This window comes from Metapseudomonas resinovorans DSM 21078, from assembly GCF_000423545.1.
Taxonomy (GTDB): domain Bacteria; phylum Pseudomonadota; class Gammaproteobacteria; order Pseudomonadales; family Pseudomonadaceae; genus Metapseudomonas; species Metapseudomonas resinovorans.
The window spans coordinates 144,672-168,122 of sequence record NZ_KE384031.1 but is presented as its reverse complement, the minus strand read 5'-3'; the positions used below and the strand labels follow the sequence as shown (position 1 = coordinate 168,122).

Sequence of the window (23,451 nt, the reverse complement as noted above, 5' to 3'; positions counted from 1 at the left end):
GCGACAGCGCCATTGGCCTGTCGCCTTCTGGTCTGGGCGCTATTCGGCGTTACTAGCGTTTTGAAATAATTCAATCTATCGCGATGAATCGATAGTAATGGATAATCGCTGGGTTTTTCGCTTGCCATTTCCGTGACTTGGAAGGAAATGGCGCTGACCTAGGGGAGATATGGATGATCCTGGCGCTCATTGTCGCGCTGCCTTTTCTCGGGGCGCTATTTCCGCCACTGGCCGAGCGCCTTGGTCGTTCCGTATGCGCGGGTGTTGCCGCGCTGGTGCCGCTGACCGGCCTCATCCTGCTGCTGGCCCAGACCGACAGCGTCTTCGCTGGCCATACACTGACATTCGTCCAGCCCTGGCTGCCGGGGTTCGGCCTCAGTTTCAGCTTGCGCCTTGACGGGCTGGGCTACCTGTTCGCCCTGCTGATTCTCGGCATCGGCCTGCTGGTCATCCTCTACGCCCGCTATTACCTGTCGAAGGAAGAGCCCATGGGGCGCTTCTTCGCGTTCCTGTTGCTGTTCATGGGCGCGATGCTCGGCGTGGTGCTGTCCGAGAACCTGCTGCTGATGCTGGTGTTCTGGGAGCTGACCAGCTTGTCGTCGTTCCTGCTGATCGGCTTCTGGGGCTATCGCTCCGACGCGCGCAAAGGCGCGCGTATGGCCCTGGCGGTGACAGGCGGCGGTGGCCTGGCGTTGTTCGCCGGGGTGCTGCTGGTGGGGTACATCGCAGGTAGCTTCGAACTGACTCAGGTGCTCGCCGCGGGCGAGCAGATCCGCGCCCACAGCCTCTACCCGGTGGCCCTGGTATTGGTGCTGCTGGGTGTGTTTACCAAGTCCGCGCAGTTCCCGTTCCATTTCTGGCTGCCCCACGCCATGGCGGCACCCACGCCGGTGTCGGCCTATCTGCACTCGGCCACCATGGTGAAGGCCGGGGTGTTCCTCCTGGCGCGCCTCTACCCCGCATTGGCCGGCTCCGACCTCTGGTTCTATCTGGTCAGCCTGAGCGGCCTGGCGACGTTGCTGTTCGGTGCCGGCATGGCCCTGTTCCAGCATGACCTCAAGGGCTTGCTGGCCTACTCGACCATCAGCCACCTGGGCCTGATCACCCTGTTGTTCGGCCTCGACTCGCCGTTGTCCAACGTCGCTGCGGTGTTCCACATCATCAACCATGCCACGTTCAAGGCCTCGCTCTTCATGGCGGCAGGGATCATCGATCACGAAACCGGCAGCCGTGACATGCGCCTGATAAACGGGCTGTGGAAGTACCTTCCGCACACGGCCGTGCTGGCGATGGTGGCGTCGCTCGCAATGGCCGGTGTGCCGTTGCTCAACGGCTTCCTCAGCAAGGAAATGTTCTTCGGCGAAACCTTGCAGCAGGACCTGTTGGGTAGCTTCAGTTGGGTGGTGCCAGCGGCAGCGACCCTGGCCGGGGTATTCTCGGTGGCCTATTCGCTGCGCTTCGTCCATGACGTGTTCTTCAATGGCGAGCCGGTGGCCCTGCCCAAGTTCCCACCCCACGAACCTCCGCGCTACATGAAGGTGCCGGTGGAGATCCTGGTGTTTCTCTGCCTGGTGGTTGGCATGCTGCCGGGCTACACAGTGGCGCCGTTGCTGGCCGCCGCAGCCTCCGCGAGTCTCGGTGGCACGCTGCCGGAGTACGACCTGGCGATCTGGCATGGCTTCAACCTGCCGTTGGCCATGAGCCTCGTGGCGCTGGTCGGTGGAGTGCTCGTCTATGTAATGCGCAAACCGTTGTTTCGTTGGTATGCCGATTTGCCCGACACCGACGCCAAGGAAGTGTTCGAACAGCAGGTGCAGCGCGCCACCCAGGCCGCCCGCTGGATTACCGGATATCTGGAAAACGGTTCCCTGCAACGCTACCTGGCCTGGTTGCTGGGCAGTGCGGTGGTGCTGGTGGCGCTGTCCCTGGCGCCGCTGCCGCAGATAGCCGGCGAGCGCCCACTGACTCCGCTGGATGGCATCACTGCCCTGGGGCTTGTGGTGCTGGCCGCCTCGGGCGTGTTGACGGCGATCTTCCATCGCCAGCGACTGATTTCGCTGATGGTTCTCGGCGTGGCCGGTCTGCTGGTCGCCTTGGCTTTCGCCCGCTTCTCGGCCCCGGATCTGGCCCTGACCCAGTTGGTCGTAGAAGTTGTGACACTTGTACTGCTGATATTGGCGCTCTATTACCTGCCATCCCGAACACCGGGCGAAAGCTCCAGCCTGCGCGGCCTGCGCGACTTCGCTCTGGCCTGCGGCGTTGGGGTAATGGTGGCGTTGCTGGCCTACGCCGTGCTGACTCGTCCCTATGACGGTATTGCCGGGTTCTTCCTGGCCAACAGTGTGTCCGGCGGAGGCGGCACCAACGTCGTCAACGTGATACTGGTGGATTTCCGCGGCTTCGACACGCTGGGCGAGATCACCGTCCTGGCCATTGCCGCCGTCGGCATCTTCGCCATGCTCTCGGGCTTGCGCCTGACCAATCCCACCTGTGATCCCCAGGGACGCCGATGGGCTCACGCCAAGCACCCGCTGATCCTCGAAACCCTGTCGCGCCTCCTGCTGCCGCTGGCACTGCTGATCTCGGTGTTCATCTTCCTGCGCGGGCACAACCTGCCAGGCGGTGGATTCATCGCCGGGCTGGTGACCGCCGTGGCGTTGGTGCTGCAGTACATCGCCAGCGGCATCGCCTGGGTGGAACAACGCATGCCACTGGATTACCAGCGCATGGCTGGCGCAGGTGTACTGATCGCCGCCCTCACGGGCCTCGGCAGCTGGTTCTTCGGGCGTAATTTCCTCACGTCCGCCTTCGGTCATTTCGAATTGCCGCTGGTTGGAGAATTCGAACTGGCCACCGCCATGCTGTTCGACCTGGGTGTCTATCTGACCGTTGTCGGTGCCACCCTGCTGGTGCTGGTCAACCTGGGGCGGGTGAGCCTGGCTCCCGCAGCGATCAAGGAGATTCACTGATGGAGGCGCTGTTCGCCGTAACCCTCGGCCTGCTTACCACCAGTGGTGTCTACCTGCTGCTGCGGGGCCGGACCTTTCCCGTGGTCCTGGGGCTGACCCTGCTGTCCTATGCCGTCAACCTGTTCCTCTTCGCGATGGGGCGCCTGGTCGGTGAGGCCGCGGTGCTTGGGCGTGACGTGCAGTACGCCGACCCGGTCCCCCAGGCCCTGGTGCTAACCGCAATCGTCATCGGCTTCGCCATGACTGCCTTCGTGGTGGTGCTGGCCCTGCGCGGTGTTGGCGATCTGGGCAGCGATCACGTCGACGGTCGCACCGACGAGGAGTCGGCGCCATGATTCACCTGACGATCCTGCCCATCCTGATTCCCCTGTTCACCGGCGCGCTGCTGCTGGTGCTGCCGTCCAATGAGCGTTTGAAGCGAAGCCTCTCCGCACTCGCCACCCTGGCCCTGGTGCCGCTGGCGTTGCTGCTGATGCAACAGGCCGACGATGGTCAATTGCGCGTCTACGCGCTCGGCAGTTGGCAGCCGCCGTTCGGCATCGTGTTGATGCTCGACCGCCTGGCCGCGCTGATGCTGCTGGCCACCGCCGTGCTGGCCAGCGCCGCGGTGCTCTACGCCGTGCGTGGCGACGACCGCATCGGCCTGCGCTTTCATGCACTGTTCCAGTTCCAACTGCTGGGGATCAACGGAGCCTTCCTGACCGGCGATCTGTTCAACCTGTTCGTATTCTTCGAGATCCTGCTGATTGCCTCTTACTCGCTGCTGCTGCATGGCGGCGGTGGCGAGCGGGTGAGGGCAGGGATGCACTACGTGATCCTCAACCTCGCCGGCTCGGCGCTGTTCCTGATTGCGGTGGGCGCCCTCTATGGCATCACCGGCACCCTGAACATGGCCGACATGGCTCGCCAAGTGGCCGCTGCCGGGCCGGAGAACACCCCGGTCCTGGCCGCCGCCGGGCTGGTACTGCTGCTGGTCTTTGCTCTCAAGGCGGCGCTGCTGCCGCTGTATTTCTGGCTACCACGCGCTTATGCCGCGGCCAGCGCGCCGGTGGCTGCACTGTTCGCGATCATGACCAAGGTCGGCATCTACTCCATCCTGCGCGTCTACAGCCTGGTATTCGGCACCGGTGCCGGCGAGCTGGCCAACCTGGCCCAGCCCTGGATTTGGCCGCTGGCGCTGGCCACGGTGATCCTCGGCGCCCTGGGGGCGCTTGCCGCTACCACCCTGCAAGGACTGCTGGCCTACCTGGTGGTGGTGTCCGCCGGTACCCTGCTGGCGGCCATTGCCCTGGGCACGCCCGAGGCGCAGGGCGCGGCACTCTTCTATCTGCTGCACAGCACCTGGGTAGCGGGGGCGCTGTTCCTGCTCGCCGACCTGGTCAGTCGCCAGCGTGGCGACAAGGCCGGCAACCTCGTCCAGGGCCCGGCGCTGCAGAATCCGGGGATCCTGGGGGCGGCCTTCTTCTTCGGCGCCATCGCCGTAGCCGGCCTGCCGCCGTTGTCGGGTTTCTTCGCCAAGCTCTTGCTGCTCCAGGCCGTACTGCCGGGCAGCGGGGCGCTGCCGTTTTGGAGCGTCCTGCTGATCGGTGGATTCGTCAGCCTGGTGGCTTTGAGCCGCGCGGGTAGCACCCTGTTCTGGCGCACCGGCCATCAGGTGCTCGGCAGTGCCGAACTGGATAGCGGCCGGCTGTTCGCCACCCTGTTGCTGCTGGCTGGCAGCCTCATACTGGTCGCCTTTGCCCAGCCGCTGATGGATTACGTTCAGGCCAGCGCTTTGCAGTTGCACGACCTGGACCTCTATCGCGCGATTCTCGAGGAGGCCGGAGCATGATGCGTCGACTCTTCCCCCATCCCGCCGAGAGCCTGTTGCTGCTGGTCGTGTGGCTGCTGCTGGTGGATTCCTTCGCCTTCGGCCACTGGCTGCTGGGCGCCTTCCTCGGTTGGCTGATTCCGTTCTGTTTCCAGCCGCTGCTGATCGAGCGGCCCAAGCGCTGGCACCCGCTCAAGCTGATGCGTTTCCTGCTGATGGTGATGGGTGACGTGCTGGTGGCCAACTTCCAGGTGGCGCGGCTGACACTGGGGCGCGTCGAGACACTGCGTCCGGCTTTCGTCGAGGTGCCCATCGAGCTGGACAACGAGGTGGCCATCAGTGTGCTGGTGAGCGTGGTGTCCCTGACGCCGGGTTCGCTGGCGGCCGACCTCAGCGCCGATCGCCGCACCCTGCTGGTGCACGGCCTCGACGTGCCGGACAAGGCCGCCATGGTGGCCGGGATCAAGTCGCGCTACGAGGCGCCGCTGAAGGAGATCTTCCCATGCTCGCCTACGTGATACCGCTTTGCCTGGCCATGCTTGGCCTGGCGCTGTTGCTGGCCCTGGCCCGGCTCATCAAGGGACCCTGCCTGCCCGATCGCGTGCTGGCACTGGACACCCTCTACATCAACGCCATTGCCTTGCTGATGCTCTATGGCATCTGGAAGGGCAGCGACCTGTTCTTCGAGGTGGCGCTGCTGATCGCGGTGCTCGGCTTCGTCAGCACCGTGGCAGTGGCCAAGTACATGCTGCGCGGAGACATCATCGAATGAGTGGCGAACCCTTGTCCCTCTGGGCGGAAATACTCGTATCGGCGCTGTTGCTGCTCGGCAGTGCCTTCGTGCTGATTGGCGCCTTCGGCCTGTATCGCCTGCCGGACTTCTTCATGCGTCTGCATGGCCCGACCAAGGCCACCACCCTGGGGGTGGGCGGCGTGGTGGTTGCGTCGCTGGTGTTCTTCTCTGCCGATACCGACGGACTCAGCCTGCACGAACTGCTGATCAGCCTGTTCCTCTTCATCAGCGCCCCGGTCAGCGCCTACATGCTGGCCAAGGCCGCGGTCCTGCAGCAGTTGCCCCTGGACCAGAAGACCCGTGGCAAACCCTGGAACCAGTAAGTGCTACAGTTTTTCCCGCTTGCTGTGCCTGTCTGGCCTTGCGAGCGGCCGCCTAGACTGACGCTTTTCTTCCGGAGGTGAAGCATGGCGCAGCAAGGTCGACTGGTGGCGGTGGCCTGCCTGGTGCTGGCCATGGCGCTCTGGGGCAGCTCCTTCATCGCCCTCAAGCTGGCGTTCCAGGAAGTCGCCCCGCACTGGGTGATCTTTGCCCGAATGGCCCTGGGGAGTCTGGTCTTCCTGGCGGCCTGGCGTTGGCGCGGAGCCCTCGATTACCGTCCCGGTGACTGGAAGTACCTGCTCGGCCTGGCCGCTTGCGAGCCCTGCCTCTACTTCATCTTCGAAGCCCTGGCGCTGCAGCACACCAGCGCTTCCCAGGCCGGGATGATTACCGCGCTATTGCCGCTGCTGGTGGCGGTGGGTGCCTACGCGCTGCTGCATGAACGCATCACCCGCAGCACCCTGGCCGGTTTCCTCCTCGCAGTGGTCGGCGCGGTCTGGCTGAGCCTGGCCAGTGAGTCCGACGGCCATGCGCCTCAGCCACTGCTGGGCAACTTCTATGAGTTCCTCGCGATGCTTTGCGCCACCGGCTACACCCTGCTGCTCAAGCACCTGTCCTCGCGTTATTCGGCATTCCTGCTTACCGCCCTGCAGGCGTTCATCGGCAGCGTTTTCTTCCTGCCCCTGGCCTGGATCACCTCGCCGTTGCCGGAGTCCGTCAGCCCGTTGGGTATCGGCGCCATGATCTACCTCGGCACCGTGGTCACGGTGGGCGCCTACGGCCTCTACAACTTCGGCGTATCGCGCCTGCCGGCCAGCCAGGCCACGGGATTCATCAACCTGATCCCGGTGTTCACCCTGGTCTTCGCCTGGGGTCTGCTCGGTGAGCGCCTGACCAGCCTGCAGATGCTCGCCGCCGGCCTGGTCTTTGTCGGGGTGGCACTGAGCCAATGGAGAAGCGCATCCCCGGCGCCGGCCGGGGTGCTGGATTGATGGCCTTGAACAGCCGCAAGCGCACGGCTGGCCTTTGCGGGGTGTCGACCGTTGACCATCCGGCCCGGCGACCCAACGGCTCACGCGTCGCCACGCTCTGTTTCTGGAGCCCAGGCTAGGGATTCAGCCAGGCCAGCACTACATCCAGCATCCGGTTGGCGAAGGCCCATTCGTTGTCGTACCAGGCCAGCACTTTCACCAGGTCACCCTGTACGCGGGTGTGATTGAGGTCCACCACGCAGGAAGTCGGGTAGCCATTGAAGTCGCTGGACACCAGTGGCAGCGCGTTGCACTCCATCACCCCTGGCAGCAACTCGCGCGCACCGGCCTCCAGGGTGGCATTGATTGCCTCGCGGCTGGTTAGGCGTTCGGCAATGAACGTAAGGTCCAGCAGCGACACGTTGGGCGTCGGCACACGCACCGCCAGGCCATCCAGGCGGCCGGCCAGTTCCGGCAGGACCAGGCCGATGGCCTTGGCCGCGCCGGTGCTGGTGGGAATCATCGACACGGCCGCCGCGCGCGCCCGGTACAGGTCGCCGTGGCTTTTATCGAGCAGGCTCTGGTCGTTGGTGTAGGCGTGCACCGTGGTCACCAGGCCGCTGCGGATACCCACCTCGCGATGCAGCAGCATGGCCAGCGGTGCCAGGCAATTGGTCGTGCAGGAGGCGTTCGAGACGATCTGCTGGCTGCCCAACTGCTCATGGTTGACCCCGTAGACCACCGTCAGGTCAGCGGTGTCCAGCGGGTGGGACAACAGTACCCGCGGCGCGCCGGCGGTCAGGTGCTGCTCCACCTGCGCGCGCTTCTTCATCTTGCCCGAGCATTCCAGCACAAGGTCTACGCCCAGTTGGTCCCATGGCAGGTTCACCGGGTCGCGTTCGCGCAGCAGGTGGATGATCTGGTTGTTCACTTGCAGGCGTTCGTCGTGCAGTGCGACATGGCCGGGAAAGCGGCCGAACGTGGAGTCGAAGCGGGTGAGGTGGGCGAGTGACTCGAAGTCACCGAGGTCGTTGATGGCTTCGATGCGCAGGCGCTGGTCGAGACCCCGCTCGAACAGCGCACGAACCAGCGCGCGACCGATGCGCCCATATCCATTCAGGGCGATTCGCAGCATGGTGCTCTCCTTTCCGGTTGTCCTTCACTCAGCTTAGCGATGAAGGACAAGCGAGCAGTCGCTGCAGGGCCTCAGTCGTTGCGGGCGCCGCCGAAAGACGCACAGCCACGCTGCGGTTCGCCGTCCAGGCGCAACTCGGCGGCCAGGTGCTGGACCGCGCCGCTCATGCTGTCGACGCAGCGTTGCGGCGCCACCCAGAGCTCCAGGCGCTGGCCGTTGGCCTCGCTGGACAGGTTGAAGCGACCGTCTGGCAACTGTTCTTCCATGTAGGGCAGTGCCAGGGAGGGTTGGCCGGGGCGGTCGAGCACCAGGCCCTTGCCGCTGACGCTGACACTCCAGTCCGGCTCATGACCGCTGGCGCGCAACAGCAGGCGCTTGAAGTTGAGGTCTTCGCAGCCATGCCCTTCGCGCTGCAGGCGGTAGAGGGTATGCAGGGCCAACTGGCCGTCGGCGCCTTGCACGCTGGTCGATCCCATGCTGGCGCGAATGTCCGCGAACAGTGTGCCTGGGCCGTCCGCAGAGAGGTTGGCCGCCTCAGGCAGCAGACCGGTGGCACCGCTGTCCACCAGGGTAAAGCGGCGTTTCTCGCCACAGGGGCTGAACATCACCTGGCCCGCGTCTACGCTCAGCTCACCCTGTAAGCGCACCAGATTAGTGGCGGGGGCGGGGGCTTTCTCGGCGAACATCTGGCAAGCGCCGAAGAGAGGCAAGAGGCTGAATAGCAAGGGGCGGGCAAAGCGCATCACGGGTCTCCTTCAGGGAGCGGCCACGTTACCGGTGCAGGACGCCCAGCTCAAGGGTGGAGAGGGCGAATGATCCAGTGCAAGCGCGTCTATGAAGCTGCCTACACCAGCGACAGCGGGTATAGGTTGATCGCCGTTGGCCCCGTGGCTGTTGCAAGGAGGCCCTGGGGCTGGCGGCATGGTTGGAGGAGGTAGCTGAGAGGCGTGCTTACCACACGCGATAGGTCTGACCCGTTTGCGCGCCTTCCGTGCTCTTGGCATAGGCCAGCGCCGCGTCGGCGGCCGGTACCGCCTTGTAGCCCCGGAAGTAGGGCCCGTAGCCCGGCAGGGCTTCCTCGACCACTGTGGGGCTGACGCTGTTGATGCGCATGCCGCGCGGCAGTTCCAGTGCTGCGCTGCGCACGAAGGAATCGATGGCGCCGTTGACCATGCTGGCCGAAGCGCCGTAGCGGATCGGATCGTGACTCAGCACCCCGGAAGTGAGGGTGAACGAGGCGCCGTCGTTGGCGAACTCGCGACCGATCAGCACCAGATTGACCTGGCCCATCAGTTTGTCTTTCAGGCCGACGGCGAACTCGGCTTCGCCCATCTCCGCCAGGGCACCGAAATGCACCTTGCCGGCGGCGCTGATCAGCGCATCGAAGGGGCCGACCTGCTCGAACAGGTGGCGGATCGACGCCGGGTCGGTGATATCCGCCTGCTGGTCACCGCTGCTGCGGCCGACGCGGATGATCTCGTGGCGTTCCTTGAGTTCCTGCTCGATGGCTTGGCCGATGGTGCCGCTGGCACCGACGAGGATGATTTTCATAGGACCGGTTCCTGTGTGAGGGAAGGGATGACCGGTTCAGTGTAGAGTGCCGACTTTGGTTGATAATCCATGCAATTGGAAAACTTTGGTTTTCAAATGGAAACAATGGAACGGTATTTCCCATGAGCGAACTGGACGATCTGGCTGCCTTCGCAGTGCTGATGGACGCAGGTAGTTTCACGGCGGCATCGGAGCGCCTGGGCTGCAGCAAGGGCCAGTTGTCCAAGCGCATTCGTCTGCTGGAGCAAGGGCTGGGCGCCGCGCTGTTGTATCGCACCACCCGGCGCCTGGACCTGACCGCTGCCGGCGCTGCGTTATTGCCGGAAGCGCAGGCCCTGGCCGCCCAGGCCGAGCGCGCACGGCAGTCGGTACGTCGCCTGCAGGAGGACCTGGCCGGCTGCGTGAGGCTGACGTTGCCGGTGTCCCTTGGCGAAACCTTCTTCGATGCGTTGCTGCTGGATTTCACCCGCCAGTACCAGCAGATCCGCATCGAGCTGGACCTGCACAACGGTTATCGCGATCTGGTGGCCGACGGCTTCGATCTGGCCATCCGTTCCGGCATGGACGTGGACGAGCGACTGGTGGCCAAGCCGCTGTTCTCCCTGCAGGAAATCACCTGCGCCACACCGGCTTACCTCGCGGCCCACGGGGAGCCCCAACAGCCGGCGGACCTCGCTCGTCATCAGTGCCTTTTGAATACCCACTACAGCGGCTTCGAGGAATGGCTCTACCACCGCCAGCACCAACTGGAGCGGGTCAAGGTGGCCGGGGCGCTGGCCAGCAACCACTACAGCCTGCTGAAAAAGGCGGCCATGTCGTCGGCCGGTATCGCGCGGCTGCCGTCCTACATGATCTACGACGAACTGGCCGACGGCCGACTGGTGTGGCTGTTGCGCGACTGCCAGACGCGGCAGACCCCGGTGTTCCTGGTCCACCCCTGGCAGGGCGGCCTGCCTCGGCGCACGCAGGTACTGGCGGACTACCTGCTGGCCTGGTTCGAACGCAGCCGCCGGATGCTGGACCAGGCGGGGAATCTGTAGGGGCTACCCGCGCGCACCCAACCTCAGGCTGAACTCCGCTACGGCTCTCTCATCGGCCTCGACCCGTTCCGGGACGAACTCGCGGAGAAACTCCACCCAGGTGCGGATCTTCGCGTCGAGGAACTGCCGCGACGGGTAGAGGGCGTAGATGCCCAGCGGGAACAGATTGTGGTTGGGCAGCACGCGCACCAGGCTGCCGTCCTTCAGGCCGCTGATGGCCGAGTACACCGGCACCACGCCCATGCCTATCCCGGCCTTGATGGCTTCGGTCATGGCGTCCGCTGTATTCACCTGGAAGGGCGTCTGGTTGACGCTGACCATCTCCTGGCCGTCCGGGCCTTCGAACAGCCACTTGTCCAGGGACATCACGTTGTTCACCAAGCGCAGGCAGCGGTGCTTCGACAGCTCTGAGGGTAGGCGCGGCGCGCCGTGCTTCTCGATGTAGCCAGGGGAGGCGCAGAGCACGCTGTAGGTAGTGCCCAGCTGCTTGGAGATGAAGCCCGAATCCGGCAGCTCCTGGGCGATCACCACGGAAATGTCGTAGCCCTCGTCGAGGATATCGGTGGTGCGGTTGGCCAGGGTCAGGTCGAAGCTCACGTCCGGGTACTTCTCGCTGTACTGGGCGATGGCCTTGATCAGGTAGTGCTGGCCGATGCCGGTCATGGCATGCACCTTCAGGTTGCCCACTGGCCGCGCATGGGCCTCGCTGGCTTCCGCTTCGGCTTCCTCGATGTAGCCGAGGATCTGCTCGCAGCGCAGCAGGTAGCGCTGGCCGGCTTCGGTCAGGGCGATGCGGCGGGTGGTGCGGTGCAGCAGGCGGGTGCGCAGGTGGGTTTCGAGGGTCGCCACCGCGCGGGAAATATACGAGGTGGTGAGATCCATGCGCTGGGCAGCGGCGGTAAAGCTGCCGGTCTCCGCCACACAGACGAAGGCGCGCATGTTGAAGAGGATGTCCATGGAGGGTCCTGGCCCGGAAGGGAGGGCGAATTTTGTCACGAAGTGTGTCGGTGGATTATGGCTGATTCAGTACACAATCCTTCATCTATCCGTCGCCTTATCCTTCGCTTGGCCCATCTCTAGAATCGCCGCCGATCCAGGCCCCGTGTCTGGCTACCCAGCATTCAGGATATGCCGCAGTGCACCGCAATCCTTGGCCCGGCGTCGCCCGCGCCAGTCTGTTCGCCGTCATTTCTCTCCTATCCGCTTGTATCGATAGTCAGGGCATAGCCCCCCAGGCCGAACGCCTGGACGTTGCCCAACTGGACCCCGGTTCGACCATTCGCCGCGCCGAGCAAGAGGCCGCCTGGCCCCATGCCCAGTGGTGGCGCGCCTATGGCGACCCGCAATTGAACGCCTGGATGGACCAGGCCCTGGCCGACAGCCCCAGCCTGGCGATGGCCGCTGCCCGCGTGCGCCAGGCCCGTGCCCTGGCCGGGGTGGTGGAGTCGGCCGAGCAGCCGCAGGTGAACCTCGACGCCGACCTGCAGCGCAAGCGCTGGCCCGACGACTACTTCTACGGCCCCGGCGAGCTCGCCCGCACCACCAGTTGGAACAACACCAGCCTGCTGGGCTTTTCCTATGATCTCGACCTCTGGGGACGCGAGCGCAGCCGCAGTCACCAGGCGTTGGACCAGGCCCGGGTGGCGGTGGCCGAAGCGCGCCTGGCCGCGCTGGAGTTGCAGGGCAACCTGGTACGCAGCTACATCCGCCTGGCGCTGCTGCATGGGGAAAAGGACGTTGCCCAGGCCAGCCTTGCACAGCAGGAACACATCCTGCGCCTGGCTGAGCAGCGTTTGCGGGACGGCATCGGCACGCGGTTGGAAATCAGCCGCGCCGAGGCGCCCTTGCCGGAAACCCATCGGCAGATCGATGCGCTGAACGAATCCATCGCGCTCACCCGCAACCAGCTCGCCGCCCTGGCCGGCAAGGGGCCGGGGGAGGGCGAGCGCCTGCAACGTCCGACCCTCGACCTGCAACGCCTGCCCAGCCTGCCGGCGCAGCTGCCGCTGGAATTGCTCGGTCGCCGGCCGGATCTGGTCGCCAGCCGCTGGCAAGTGGCGGCGCAGGCCCGGGGCATCGAGGTCGCCAAGGCCGGCTTCTACCCTAACGTCAATCTGCTGGGCGGCATCGGTTCCAGCGCCACCCAGGGCGGCGTGCTGGACTTCCTGCGTTACGACAAGCTCACCTACAACCTCGGCCCGGCCCTCAGCCTGCCGATGTTCGACGGTGGCCTGCGCCGTGGCCAACTGGGCGCCGCTGCCGCCGAGTACGACCTGGCGGTGGAGCACTACAACCAGACGCTGGTCGGCGCCCTGCAACAGGTGGCCGATGCGCTGGTGCGCATCAAGTCGCTGCGCCAGCAGCAGGCACTCGCCGCCGAGGCAGTGGTTGCCGCACAGAAAACCTGCGACCTCGCCTTGCTGGCTCAGCAGCGCGGCCTCACCGGCTTCGACGCCGTGCTGGAAACCCAACCCACCCTGTTCCAGCGTCAGCTCCAGCAACAGCAGGTGCGCGCGGCCTTGCTCAATGCCCAGGCCGACCTGCTGCTGGCCCTGGGCGGCGGCGCGCTGCCCGAGCCGGTCGGTCCGAGCGACGCCAGCCTGGCGCCGCGGGAACCGCGCCTGCGCTTTCTTCCCAAGCCCTGAGGACCCTTCATGGTGCAATCCTTCAACCGCGCGCTGGCCGATTGGGCACGCAGTGACGGCCTGACCTGGGCCTTCATCTTCAAGGCCCTGCTCACCGTCTTCCTCGCCCTCTGGCTCGCCTATCGCCTGGAGCTGCCACAACCGGGCACCGTGCTGGTGACCGTGTTCATCGTCATGCAGCCGCAGAGTGGACAAGTCCTGGCCAAGAGTTTCTACCGGATCATCGGCACCCTCCTGGGGCTGACCGTGATGGTGGCGCTGATCGCCCTGTTCAATCAGGAGCGGGTGCTGTTCATGCTCTGCCTGGCCATCTGGATCGGCCTGTGCACCGCTGGCGCCGCACGCTATCGCGACTTCCGTGGCTACGCCTGCGTGCTGGCCGGCTACACGGCGGTGATGATCGGCCTGCCGGCCACCACCCACCCGGACGACGCCTTCATGCTCGCCCTCTGGCGCGTGCTTGAGATCAGCCTGGGCATCCTTTGCACCGGCCTGGTCAATGGCCTGATCCTGCCGCAGAGCACCCGCACCGACCTGCGCAACACCCTGCACGGGCGCTTCCGCGACTTCGCCATTTTTGCCTGCGAAGGGTTGGCTGGTGGACTGGACAGCACGCGTTTCGATGCCAGCAATGCGCGCTTCGCGGCGGCCGCCGTGAGCCTGGAAAACATGCGCAGCGCCACCGCCTTCGAAGACCCGCACATGCGCATGCGCAGCGGCCGCCTGGCACGCCTGAACAACGAGTTCATGGTGCTTTCCACCCGTTTTCACGGCCTGCACCAGTTGCTGCGGCGCCTGGCTGTAGGAGTGAGCTTTGCTCGCGAAGGCACGGAGCCGATGGAGTTCGCCAGCAGAGCTGGCTCCTACGGAGACGCGGTGCTGCAGGCCTTGCAGCCTTGCCTCGCCGAAGTGTCGCGGTTGCTCATGCCGTTGCGCGACCGCCTGAGCAGCGAGGCCGACGCGGCGCAGCTCGCCATCCGCCTCGAGGCCTGCAAGCAGGAACTGATGCAGTTGATCCGCAGCGGCCGCGCGCAGCTTGCCATGCAGCGGCCCAGTGAAGCCCAGACGCTGGACTACGACACCGCTGCTGAGCTGCTCTACCGCTTCGCCGACGACCTGCACAACTACGCCCAGACCCACGCTTCGTTGCTGGACGATCACCACGTCCGCGAACAGTGGAAGGAGAACTTCCGGCCCCGCGCCAACGCCGTGGCCGCCGCTGTGGCGGGCCTGCGCAGCAGCCTGCTGATCCTGTCGCTCAGCGTGTTCTGGATGGCTACTGCCTGGCCCAGCGGCGGCACCTTCGCCATGACCATCGGCATGGTTTCCGCGCTGGCGTCTTCCTCGTCCAACCCCAGGCGGCTGTCTCTGCAACTCACCCTGGGTGCGACTGCCGGCGCTTGCCTGGGCATCGTTCTGACCTTCTGCGTGTTGCCCGAAATCGACGGATTCGCGCTGCTCTGCTGCGCCCTGGCGCCGGTGGTCGCCCTGGGTGCCTACCTGCTGGCGCGGCCGCAGCCGGCTGGCGCCGGCCTGGGTCTGCTGGTGTGGTTCAGCATGACCTCGATGCCGGCCAACCAGACCCTGTTCGACCCCCATCGGCTGCTCAACGAATACCTTGCCTCGGTGCTCTCCATGGCGTTGGCCACCGCCGCTGCCGCCGTGCTCCTGCCGCCCAACCGGCCCTGGCTCTGGCGTCGCCTGGAGCGCGACCTGCGCATGTGCGTGGTGCGCGCGGTAAGCGGCCGTTTGAAGGGGCTGGTGTCCGGCTTCGAGAGCGGCACCCGTGATCTGCTGAACCAGGCCTACCTGTATTCCGCCGGCCGTCCGGACGTGCAGCGCCAGCTGCTGCGCTGGATGTTCCTGGTGCAGGAAGTGGGGCACGCGGTGATCGAACTGCGCCTGGAACAGGCGCGTCTACCGGCGCTGTCCTGCTATGCCGAATCCATGCCCTGGCGCAACGCCATCCGTGCCATGGGGCGCGCCCTGGTGCGCCTGTTCATCCAGCCTTCGCAAGCGAATCGCCAGCGCGCCTTGGCTGCCGTGGAACAGGCCATCGACAGCGTGCGCACTACCGCCGAGCCCTGTGCGCCGCAGTTCGACACCTCGCCCCTGCGGCGGCTGCAAAGCTACCTGCATTTCATCCGCAGCTCGCTGCTGGACCCGCAGAACCCCCTGGCCGGTGATGAAGCCCCGGTCCGTTTGCAAGGAGTCGCCCATGCCGCGTGAGATTGCCCTGCACGGCGTCTACATGCCGAGCCTGACCGTCCTGTTCCTGGTCACCTTCCTGTTGGGCTGGGGGCTGGACCGCTTCTTCGCCTGGTGCGGCCTGTATCGCCACGCCTGGCACCCGGCGCTGCTGCGCGTCGGCCTGTTCACCTGCCTGTATGGCGCCCTGGCGCTGACCATCTACCGTTGAGGCCCTCATGTCCCTGAAACGAATCATCAGCGTCGGCGCGACCCTGCTCATCCTCGCCCTGGCGATCGTGCTGGTGCGCACGCTCTGGTCGCACTACATGGACTCGCCCTGGACTCGCGACGGCCGTGTGCGCGCCGACGTGATCAACATTGCCCCGGATGTGGCCGGTCTGGTGGTGGATGTCAGGGTGCGGGACAACCAGCAGGTGAAAGCCGGTGACCTGCTACTGCGTATCGACCCTTCCCACTATGAGGTGGTCGTAAAGCAGGCCGAAGCCCTGGTGGCGGCGCGCAAGGCCGCGCTGGACATGCGTAAGGTCAACGCCGACCGCCGGGCCGACATGGACGACCTGGTGGTCTCCCGTGAAAGCCGCGAGGACGCTGGGCACCTGGCCGCCGCCGCCCTGGCCGAGTACCAGGAGGCGGTCTCCGCCCTGGATGCCGCCCGGCTCAATCTGGCACGCACCGAAGTCCGTGCGCCGGTGGCCGGGCACATCACCAACCTCAACGTCTACAAGGGCGACTATGCCGAGCGCGGCGAAGCCACCATGGCCCTGGTGGATGACCGCTCCTTCTACGTAAACGGCTACTTCGAGGAAACCCGCCTGCCGCGCATCAAGGTAGGGGATCTCGCCGAACTCAGGCTGATGAGCGGCGAGCGCCTCACCGGGCGCGTGGACAGCATCGCCCGGGGCATCTACGACCGTGACAACCCGGAAAGCCGCGAGCTGATCGCCGACGTGAACCCCACCTTCAACTGGGTGCGCCTGGCCCAGCGGGTACCGGTGCGTATCCAACTGGACGAGGTTCCCGAAGGCGTGCTGCTGGCTGCCGGCATGACCTGCACCGTGGTGATAGGGGAGAAGGGCGCCAGGCCGGAAACTTCCGGCTGGCTCGATGGATTGTTGTTCACCCAGTAAACAGTCCTTGTTGTATCCGGCGCTGTTTGTGAAGTTTCCCGACTATTAAAATTAACCCGCCTCCCACGATGAGGCGCTTGCTGCCGTAAACATCACCGAAAGGTGTTGCGCTGTACCTTCGGCCAGTTCGTGGAGAGCTGGTCGAAGTTTCAAACTTCCAAGCACTCGGAAACTATCCAATGAAAACTCTTGCCTTGCTGGCGCTTGCCGGCATGTCTGCCTTCGCCTTGGCTGAAGAACCGGAGGAGACCGCTGTCGCCGGAGAAATCGCTATCGAGCAGTATCACTATGGGATGGAGCTCGATATCGCCAGGGTTATTTCAAAAAGTGAAATCCCCGACGTTTGTGGCGTTGTTCCGGCTTATATGACTTACGAAGACCATCAAGGCAAAATTCATCGCCTGGAATATGTGGTTTTCGGCCAGGGTTGCGGTAGTGGTTGATTCGCAGGAAGTAATTGTTTGAGCCGAACTATCGGTTTGCTTGGCGAATGAATTCGCTATATCTGCGTTGGCTGTTGCGAGAATTTACCCTCGGGCCAAGAGCCTTGTAGGAGCTGGCTTGCCAGCGAAACAGGGCCATTCGCTGGCAAGCCAGCTCCTACGGGCAATGCAGCTGCTTTCGGCATTTAACGCAGACATAGCCAATGAGTTCGCCCCCACAGAAGCGCTACTCCCTCACCCCTTCTGTGCCTTCAGGAACAGGCTGAACAGCTCCGACTGCGACTTGATCCCCAGCTTGCTGTAGATGTGCTTGCGGTGGACCTTCACCGTCTCTGCCGAGATATCCAGCTTGCGGGCGATCTCCTTGCTGGAGCAGCCACTCAGCATCAGCCGGCCGACTTCCAGCTCGCGCGTGGTGAGGGCGGTTTCCACCTTCTGCCCAGCCGCTTCCAGCTGCGCTTCCCAGGCTGGTGCCGGTGGCGGAGGGCTGGCCATGAGTTCCTTCTCGAAGGTCAGGCGCTGGCGCATCAATCCGGCAACCCAGGGCTGGATCAGGCTGAGCAGGGCAAGTTGCTCCGGGGAGAAGGGTTGGCGTGAGCCGAGGGATAGGCAGAGGGCCCTACCGCCGTCCAGGGCCACGTTCAGTTGCACCTCGTCAGCCACCACATTGAGGCGAAAGTAGCGCTGGTAGTAATCGGTCTGTTCAAAGCATTCCGGTGCCACGTCGGCCAGACGGAACAGCCCGCTGGCGTGCTGCTCGCGGCTGGCGATATAGAAGGGGTCGAGCTGGTAGAGGCCGTGCAGGTAGTCCTGGAACAGCGAGTCGGGCCCGCCATCGGCACCGGGGCATTCGGCGAACACCTGCGGCCGGCCATCGCTGAAGAGCAGGGCGACCCAGCTGTCGAAGGGCACATACTGCTCCAGCAGGCGCACCAGTGCGAGCCAGAAACCAGGACGGTCGAGCTGTTCGACCAGCCGGCCGATGGCCTGGTGCCAGGCAATGTCCTGCAAGGTTGGATTCATGTTTCTACCCCCGATGGGTTACCACGCCCGCGTAATTACTCCCGGCCCCGACGCGTTCCATACTCCGGACATGCCAGTGCGGGTGCCGAGCATTGTGACCGTTGCTCGCCCGCTGACAAGAACCAGGAGTACCCATGAAGGTCGAACTCGTCCAACTCGCCGGCCGTGACGGCGACACTGCCTACAACCTCGAACGCACCCTCCAGGCCATCGCCGCCTGCGCGCCGAATACCGACCTCGTGGTCTTCCCGGAAACCCAGCTGATGGGCTTCCCCACAGAAGAGAGCGTCGCTGCCGTTGCCGAGCCACTGGACGGCCCCAGTGTCCAGGCGGTGCAGCGTGCGGCGCGCGAGCGCAATGTCGCGGTGGTCGTCGGCGTAGCCGAGAACGACGCGGGTGCCTTCTACAACACCACGCTGCTGATCACCCCGGAAGGCATCGCCCTGCGTTACCGCAAGACCCACCTCTGGGCCTCGGATCGCGGCATTTTCACGCCCGGCGATCGTTACGCCACGGCGCTGTGGAAGGGCGTCCGCGTCGGAATCCTGATCTGCTTCGATATCGAGTTCCCGGAGAGTGCCCGCGCCCTCGGCCAGTTGGGTGCCGAACTGATCCTGGTGACCAACGGCAACATGGACCCCTATGGCCCTACCCACCGCACCGCCATCATGGCCCGCGCCATGGAGAACCAGGCTTATGCGGTGATGGTGAACCGTGTGGGCGAGGGCGACGGCGACCTGGTGTTCGCTGGCGGCAGCGCGGTGGTCGACCCCTTCGGCCAAATGCTTTGCGAGGCCGGACGCGACGAGTGCCGGCAGATCGTCGAGCTGGACATGTCCCGACTCGCGGCTGCCCGTCGCGACTACCGCTACCTGGACGAGCGGCGGTTCGTGCTGCCGGGTGAGCGCATCGACCACGCCGACGGCCGTCGCGAACTGCTGATCACCTGATTCCTTTTCGGCCGCCTATCGCAGGGTGGCCGCTTCCTGCCGACATCGGCTCTGCCACAACAATCAACAATTCGGAGTAGCGGTAATGGCTCATCTTCAGCGCACCCTGTCGCTGGGGTCGGTGGTGCTTTTCGGCATCGCCTACATGACCCCGATCATCGTCCTGGGCACCTTCGGCATCCTCGCCGACACCACTGGCGGCCTGGTACCGGCCGCCTATGTCGCAGCCTCCGTGGCCATGCTCTTCACCGCCCTGAGCTATGCGCGAATGGCCGCCGCCTTCCCCGTGGCGGGTTCGGCGTACAGCTACGTGCGCAAAGCGATCAACCCCAAGCTGGGCTTCCTCGCCGGCTGGGCAGTGCTGCTGGACTACCTCTTCCTGCCCATGGCCATCTGGCTGATCGGCGCGGCCTACTTGCACTCGGCCTTTCCCGCCGTGCCCCAGGCGGTTTGGGTGCTGGCCTTCATCGGTGTGACCACTGCCATCAACGTGGTCGGCCTGCGCCTGGCGAAGAACATCAACGGCGCGCTGATGCTGGTGCAGTTCCTGGTATTGGTCGCTTTCGTCGTGCTCTGCGTGCACTACGTGCTAGGCGATGCGAGCAAGCCGTTGTGGTCGCTGGAACCCTTCCTCAAGGAGGGTATGCAACTGCCGCTGATCATGAGTGGTGCGGCTATCGCCTGCTATTCCTTCCTCGGCTTCGACGCGGTCAGCACCCTGACGGAAGAAACGCGCGATCCGCGCCGCACCATTCCCCGCGCCATATTGCTGATCACGCTGATCGGCGGCCTGATCTTCATCGTCACTTCCTACTTCGTGCAACTGGCCCATCCATCCACCGAGTTCCATAGCGCCGACTCGGCCGCCTACGAGATCGCCCGCAACATCGGTGGCGACTTATTCGTGTCGATCTTCCTCATCGGCCTGGTCGTCGGCCAATTCACTTCAGGTCTTTCCGCGCAGGCCAGCGCCTCGCGCCTGCTGTTCGCCATGGGGCGCGATGGCGTGCTGCCGCACTCCCTGTTCGGCCGCCTGAGCGAGCGCTTTGGCACCCCGGTGGGCAGCATCGTGCTGTGCGGCGTCGTGGCCCTGCTGGCGCTGCAAATGGACGTGACCACTTCGACTTCGTTCATCAACTTCGGCGCCTTCCTGGCCTTCACCCTGGTGAATCTGTCGGTGATCTTCCATTACTGGTTGAACGGCGAGCGCCGTGGCCCGCGCGAGCTGGTGCAGTTCCTGATATTTCCGCTGATCGGAATGCTCGCGACGCTCTGGCTGATGGTCAGTCTCGACCACTTGGCGATCATCCTCGGCCTGTCCTGGCTGGCGCTGGGGTTGATCTACCTTGGCTGGCTCACCGGCGGTTTCCGCCGCCAGCCGCCGGAACTGAGCTTCGAGGAGGCCTGATGCAGCGGGGGCGGGCCCGACGGTTTCGCCCCTTCATCTTGCGGGAACTGTGGTGGTCCGGCTATTTTCGTTAAAATCTTCACGATACGTCCCGGACCACAGCCACCATGCCCGAAACCAGACCCTCCCTGACCCTCACCCTGTTGCAGGCCCGTGAAGCGGCCATGAGTTTCTTCCGCCCGTTGCTCAACCAGCACGACCTGACCGAACAGCAATGGCGGGTGATTCGCCTATTGCGACAGCACGGCGAACTGGAAAGCTACCAACTGGCTGACCTCGCCTGCATTCTCAAGCCGAGCATGACCGGCGTGCTGGCGCGCCTGGAGCGCGATGGCATGTTGGTGCGCCGCAAGGCCCCGCAGGACCAGCGCCGCGTGTTGGTGAACCTGACTGAAAAAGGCCAGCAGTGCTTCGTGTCCATGAGCTCGGGCATGGAAGCCAACTACCAGAAGATCCAGGATCAGTTCGGCGAGGCGAAGCTCAAGCAGCTCTTCGAATTGCTCAACGAACTCAAGCAGATCAAGCCCTGACGGGTGACCTTGTGGGGGTGAATTCATTCGCCAAGCAGGCCGAAGGTCTGCCTGACGGATTTCATGGGGGCAACTGCGTTGCCCTTGGCGAATGAATTCGCCCCCACAGCAAGTCGCTATGAAAAGTGCAATCGAGACTTCGTAACGTCCATTCTGAGGCCCGGGCCTCGCTTCCATAATCGCCCTGCACCCCACTTGGGTTACCGCCTGCGGCAGCGGCCTGATCCGGCTATCCGGACCGCTTCGGCCCAACGGCGCCACCTCTAACAATAAGCAGGGCCCGACATGAAAAAGCCAAACCCCCTTCTCGACGACCTCAAGGCCATCCTGCCGGCCATCGCCGCCAATGCCGCGAAGGCCGAGCAACTGCGCCAGGTGCCGGACGAGAACATCGCCATGCTCAAGGGCATCGGCCTGCACCGCGCGCTGCAGCCGAAGAAGTACGGCGGCATGGAAATCTCCCTGCCGGAGTTCGCCGATTGCGTGGTTGCCCTGGCCGGCGCCTGCGCCAGCACCGCCTGGGCCTTCAGCCTGCTGTGCACCCACAGCCACCAACTGGCGATGTTCTCTGCACGCCTGCAGGAGGAAGTCTGGGGCGAGGATTCCGACGCCACGGCCAGCAGCTCCATTGCACCGTTCGGCAAGGTCGAGGAAGTCGAGGGCGGGGTTCTGTTCAACGGCGAAATGGGCTGGAGCAGCGGTAGCGACCATGCCGAATGGGCCATCGTCGGCTGCCGTCGCAAGAATGCCGAAGGCGAGCCGGTCTACTGCTTCGCCGTGCTGCCGCGCAGCGACTACGAGATCCGTGACGACTGGTACGCCGCCGGGATGAAGGGCAGCGGCACCAAGACCCTGGTCATCAAGGACGCCTTCGTCCCCAACTACCGCATCCAGGCCGCCAAGGACATGATGGAGGGCCGCTCCGATGGCTTCGGCCTCTATCCGGACAGCAAGATTTTCTACGCGCCTTACCGCCCCTACTTCGCCAGCGGTTTTGCGGCGATCAGTCTGGGCATCGCCGAGCGCATGCTGGAGGCCTACAAGGAAAAGACCCGGAACCGCGTGCGGGCCTACACCGGCGTCAGCGTGGGCACCGCCACGCCAGCGCTGATGCGTCTGGCGGAGTCCACCCATCAAGTGGCCGCCGCCCGTTCCTTCCTTGAGAAGACCTGGCAGGAGCATGCCGAGCACGGCGAGCGCCACCAGTACCCGAGCCGCGAGACCCTGGCCTTCTGGCGCACCAATCAGGCCTACGCGGTGAAGATGTGCATCCAGTCGGTGGACCGCCTGTTCGAGGCTGCCGGCGGCACCAGCTGGTTCGAGAGCAACGAGATGCAGCGGCTGTTCCGCGACTCCCACATGACCGGTGCCCATGCCTACACCGACTACGACGTTTGTGCGCAGATCCTCGGCCGCGAGCTGATGGGGCTGGAGCCGAACCCCTCCATGGTGTGAGCCGTCGCGCCACCATTCCCACCTGCGTGCTACTTGTTCGAACCATCGCGCGGCCGTCCCATGGGGCGGCCGCCAGGAGCTGCGTCATGTCGTCTCAAGAGAATGCTTTCGACTCCCGTGCCTTCCGCCGCGCCCTGGGCAACTTCGCCACCGGGGTCACCATCGTCACCGCCACCGCACCCGATGGCACGCGTGCCGGCGTCACCGCCAACAGCTTCAACTCGGTTTCGCTCGACCCACCGCTGATCCTCTGGAGCATCGACAAGCGCTCCAGCAGCCTGGCGGTGTTCGAGCAGGCCAGTCATTTCGCGGTGAACATTCTGGCCGCCGACCAGATCGAGCTATCCAACCAGTTCGCCCGCCCGCGCGATGACAAGTTCGAGGGCGTGGCGTTCGACAGGGGCATCGGTGGTGCGCCTCTGTTTCCCGATTGCGCCGCACGTTTCCAGTGCGAGTTGCACCAGCAGGTCGATGGTGGCGACCACGTCATCCTGATCGGCAAGGTAATGGCCTTCGACGACTTTGGCCGCTCGCCGTTGCTCTATCACCAGGGCGCCTATTCCATGGTCCTGCCGCACACCCGCATGACCCAGAAGGCTGAAGGCCAGCCAGCGTCCAGCGCCTTTCAGGGACGCCTGTCGCACAACCTCTACTACCTGATGACCCAGGCGGTTCGCGGCTACCAGGCCAACTACCAGCCGAAACAGCTGGCCACCGGCCTGCGCACCAGCGAAGCGCGCATGCTGATGGTGCTGGAGAACGACGCCGGCCTCAGCCTGTGCGACTTGCAGCGCGAAGTGGCCATGCCGATGCGCGAAATCGAGGAAGCCGTGGCCATCCTCAAACGCAAGGGCATGGTGGCCGACGCCGAGGAGCGCTACGTGCTGACACCCGTTGGTGTGGACCAGGCCGAGGAACTCTGGCGCATCGCCCGTGAGCAACAGGAGAAGGTTTTTGCGCAGTTCAGCGAGGAGCAGGTGGAGACCTTCAAACAGATGCTCAAGGCGGTGATTGCGCTGGGTTGAAGCCCTGCCTGGCAATGAAAATGGCGCCCAGAGTGGGCGCCATT

23 protein-coding genes and 1 pseudogene are annotated in these 23,451 nt (G+C 64.7%); 19 read left to right on the top strand and 5 right to left on the bottom strand.

Going from position 1 to position 23,451, the window contains the following annotated elements; genetic code table 11:
- Positions 1–173 precede the first annotated feature (173 nt).
- From G559_RS0125900 to G559_RS0125870, 7 genes are all read left to right on the top strand, one after another.
- Positions 174–2,969 carry a monovalent cation/H+ antiporter subunit A gene (locus tag G559_RS0125900; protein WP_028631012.1) on the top strand — a complete coding sequence of 932 codons (2,796 nt, stop codon included), beginning with the start codon at positions 174–176 and terminating at the stop codon, positions 2,967–2,969.
- A complete protein-coding gene (locus tag G559_RS0125895) occupies positions 2,969–3,304 on the top strand; it encodes a Na+/H+ antiporter subunit C (protein WP_028631011.1) in 336 nt (111 codons plus the stop codon). Before G559_RS0125900 ends, G559_RS0125895 begins: the two co-directional genes overlap by 1 nt.
- Positions 3,301–4,800 (top strand): monovalent cation/H+ antiporter subunit D, encoded by a 1,500-nt coding sequence (locus G559_RS0125890; RefSeq protein ID WP_028631010.1) that lies wholly within the window; start codon positions 3,301–3,303, stop codon positions 4,798–4,800. Before G559_RS0125895 ends, G559_RS0125890 begins: the two co-directional genes overlap by 4 nt.
- Complete coding sequence (locus G559_RS0125885; protein ID WP_028631009.1) at positions 4,797–5,297, top strand: Na+/H+ antiporter subunit E; 501 nt, start codon at positions 4,797–4,799, stop codon at positions 5,295–5,297. Before G559_RS0125890 ends, G559_RS0125885 begins: the two co-directional genes overlap by 4 nt.
- Positions 5,282–5,551 (top strand): K+/H+ antiporter subunit F, encoded by a 270-nt coding sequence (locus G559_RS0125880; protein ID WP_028631008.1) that lies wholly within the window; start codon positions 5,282–5,284, stop codon positions 5,549–5,551. The genes G559_RS0125885 and G559_RS0125880 overlap by 16 nt, the downstream gene beginning before the upstream one ends.
- Entirely contained in the window at positions 5,548–5,895 is a 348-nt protein-coding gene (locus tag G559_RS0125875; RefSeq protein ID WP_028631007.1) for a Na+/H+ antiporter subunit G, read from the top strand. Before G559_RS0125880 ends, G559_RS0125875 begins: the two co-directional genes overlap by 4 nt.
- Positions 5,896–5,979: 84 nt before the next feature.
- A complete protein-coding gene (locus G559_RS0125870; RefSeq protein ID WP_028631006.1) occupies positions 5,980–6,885 on the top strand; it encodes a DMT family transporter in 906 nt (301 codons plus the stop codon).
- 115 nt (positions 6,886–7,000) lie between these two features.
- Here G559_RS0125870 and gap read toward each other — a convergent pair whose 3' ends face one another.
- Both gap and G559_RS0125860 read right to left on the bottom strand, forming a co-directional pair.
- Positions 7,001–7,999, bottom strand: coding sequence for a type I glyceraldehyde-3-phosphate dehydrogenase (gap, locus tag G559_RS0125865; protein WP_028631005.1), 999 nt, complete (start codon positions 7,997–7,999; stop codon positions 7,001–7,003).
- Positions 8,000–8,070: 71 nt separating this feature from the next.
- On the bottom strand, positions 8,071–8,742 hold the full coding sequence (locus G559_RS0125860; protein WP_028631004.1) for a COG3650 family protein: 672 nt from the start codon (positions 8,740–8,742) through the stop codon (positions 8,071–8,073).
- Positions 8,743–8,876: 134 nt separating this feature from the next.
- Here G559_RS0125860 and G559_RS31305 point away from each other — a divergent pair.
- Positions 8,877–8,966, top strand: a pseudogene (locus tag G559_RS31305) (DUF488 domain-containing protein); the annotation flags it as partial.
- Here the strand turns inward: G559_RS31305 and G559_RS0125855 are convergent.
- Positions 8,951–9,550: a short chain dehydrogenase gene (locus tag G559_RS0125855; RefSeq protein ID WP_028631003.1), complete on the bottom strand. Its 600-nt coding sequence runs from the start codon at positions 9,548–9,550 to the stop codon at positions 8,951–8,953. The pseudogene G559_RS31305 and the gene G559_RS0125855 overlap by 16 nt on opposite strands.
- A 122-nt stretch (positions 9,551–9,672) precedes the next feature.
- On the opposite strand from G559_RS0125855, the gene G559_RS0125850 reads away from it, so the two are divergent.
- On the top strand, positions 9,673–10,590 hold the full coding sequence (locus G559_RS0125850) for a LysR family transcriptional regulator (protein ID WP_028631002.1): 918 nt from the start codon (positions 9,673–9,675) through the stop codon (positions 10,588–10,590).
- 3 nt (positions 10,591–10,593) lie between these two features.
- Here the strand turns inward: G559_RS0125850 and G559_RS0125845 are convergent, their stop codons facing one another.
- Positions 10,594–11,547 (bottom strand): LysR family transcriptional regulator, encoded by a 954-nt coding sequence (locus G559_RS0125845; RefSeq protein WP_028631001.1) that lies wholly within the window; start codon positions 11,545–11,547, stop codon positions 10,594–10,596.
- Between the two features lie 179 nt (positions 11,548–11,726).
- On the opposite strand from G559_RS0125845, the gene G559_RS0125840 reads away from it, so the two are divergent.
- The 5 genes from G559_RS0125840 to G559_RS0125820 all read left to right on the top strand — a co-directional run bounded on the left by G559_RS0125840 (position 11,727) and on the right by G559_RS0125820 (position 17,016).
- Positions 11,727–13,235, top strand: a complete 1,509-nt coding sequence (locus G559_RS0125840) for an efflux transporter outer membrane subunit (RefSeq protein WP_028631000.1) — start codon at positions 11,727–11,729, stop codon at positions 13,233–13,235.
- 9 nt (positions 13,236–13,244) lie between these two features.
- A complete protein-coding gene (locus G559_RS0125835) occupies positions 13,245–15,464 on the top strand; it encodes an FUSC family protein (protein WP_028630999.1) in 2,220 nt (739 codons plus the stop codon).
- Positions 15,454–15,654, top strand: coding sequence for a DUF1656 domain-containing protein (locus G559_RS0125830; RefSeq protein ID WP_028630998.1), 201 nt, complete (start codon positions 15,454–15,456; stop codon positions 15,652–15,654). Before G559_RS0125835 ends, G559_RS0125830 begins: the two co-directional genes overlap by 11 nt.
- Before the next feature lie 7 nt (positions 15,655–15,661).
- Positions 15,662–16,573: an efflux RND transporter periplasmic adaptor subunit gene (locus G559_RS0125825; RefSeq protein ID WP_028630997.1), complete on the top strand. Its 912-nt coding sequence runs from the start codon at positions 15,662–15,664 to the stop codon at positions 16,571–16,573.
- A gap of 179 nt (positions 16,574–16,752) precedes the next feature.
- On the top strand, positions 16,753–17,016 hold the full coding sequence (locus tag G559_RS0125820) for a DUF2790 domain-containing protein (RefSeq protein WP_028630996.1): 264 nt from the start codon (positions 16,753–16,755) through the stop codon (positions 17,014–17,016).
- A 234-nt stretch (positions 17,017–17,250) separates the two neighbouring features.
- On the opposite strand, the gene G559_RS0125815 is transcribed toward G559_RS0125820, so the two are convergent.
- Positions 17,251–18,039 (bottom strand): helix-turn-helix transcriptional regulator, encoded by a 789-nt coding sequence (locus G559_RS0125815; RefSeq protein ID WP_028630995.1) that lies wholly within the window; start codon positions 18,037–18,039, stop codon positions 17,251–17,253.
- A 134-nt stretch (positions 18,040–18,173) separates the two neighbouring features.
- Between G559_RS0125815 and G559_RS0125810 the strand changes: the two genes are divergently transcribed.
- The 5 genes from G559_RS0125810 (at position 18,174) to G559_RS0125790 (ending at position 23,407) form a co-directional block, all read left to right on the top strand.
- The gene (locus tag G559_RS0125810) at positions 18,174–18,989 is read left to right on the top strand and encodes a carbon-nitrogen hydrolase family protein (RefSeq protein WP_028630994.1); all 816 of its coding nucleotides are present in this window, start codon (positions 18,174–18,176) and stop codon (positions 18,987–18,989) included.
- Between the two features lie 85 nt (positions 18,990–19,074).
- On the top strand, positions 19,075–20,397 hold the full coding sequence (locus G559_RS0125805) for an APC family permease (protein ID WP_028630993.1): 1,323 nt from the start codon (positions 19,075–19,077) through the stop codon (positions 20,395–20,397).
- A gap of 107 nt (positions 20,398–20,504) precedes the next feature.
- Positions 20,505–20,927, top strand: coding sequence for a homoprotocatechuate degradation operon regulator HpaR (hpaR, locus tag G559_RS0125800; RefSeq protein WP_028630992.1), 423 nt, complete (start codon positions 20,505–20,507; stop codon positions 20,925–20,927).
- A gap of 285 nt (positions 20,928–21,212) precedes the next feature.
- Complete coding sequence (locus G559_RS0125795; protein WP_028630991.1) at positions 21,213–22,382, top strand: p-hydroxyphenylacetate 3-hydroxylase oxygenase component; 1,170 nt, start codon at positions 21,213–21,215, stop codon at positions 22,380–22,382.
- Between the two features lie 86 nt (positions 22,383–22,468).
- The gene (locus G559_RS0125790) at positions 22,469–23,407 is read left to right on the top strand and encodes a p-hydroxyphenylacetate 3-hydroxylase reductase component (protein WP_028630990.1); all 939 of its coding nucleotides are present in this window, start codon (positions 22,469–22,471) and stop codon (positions 23,405–23,407) included.
- The last annotated feature ends 44 nt before the right edge of the window (positions 23,408–23,451 follow it).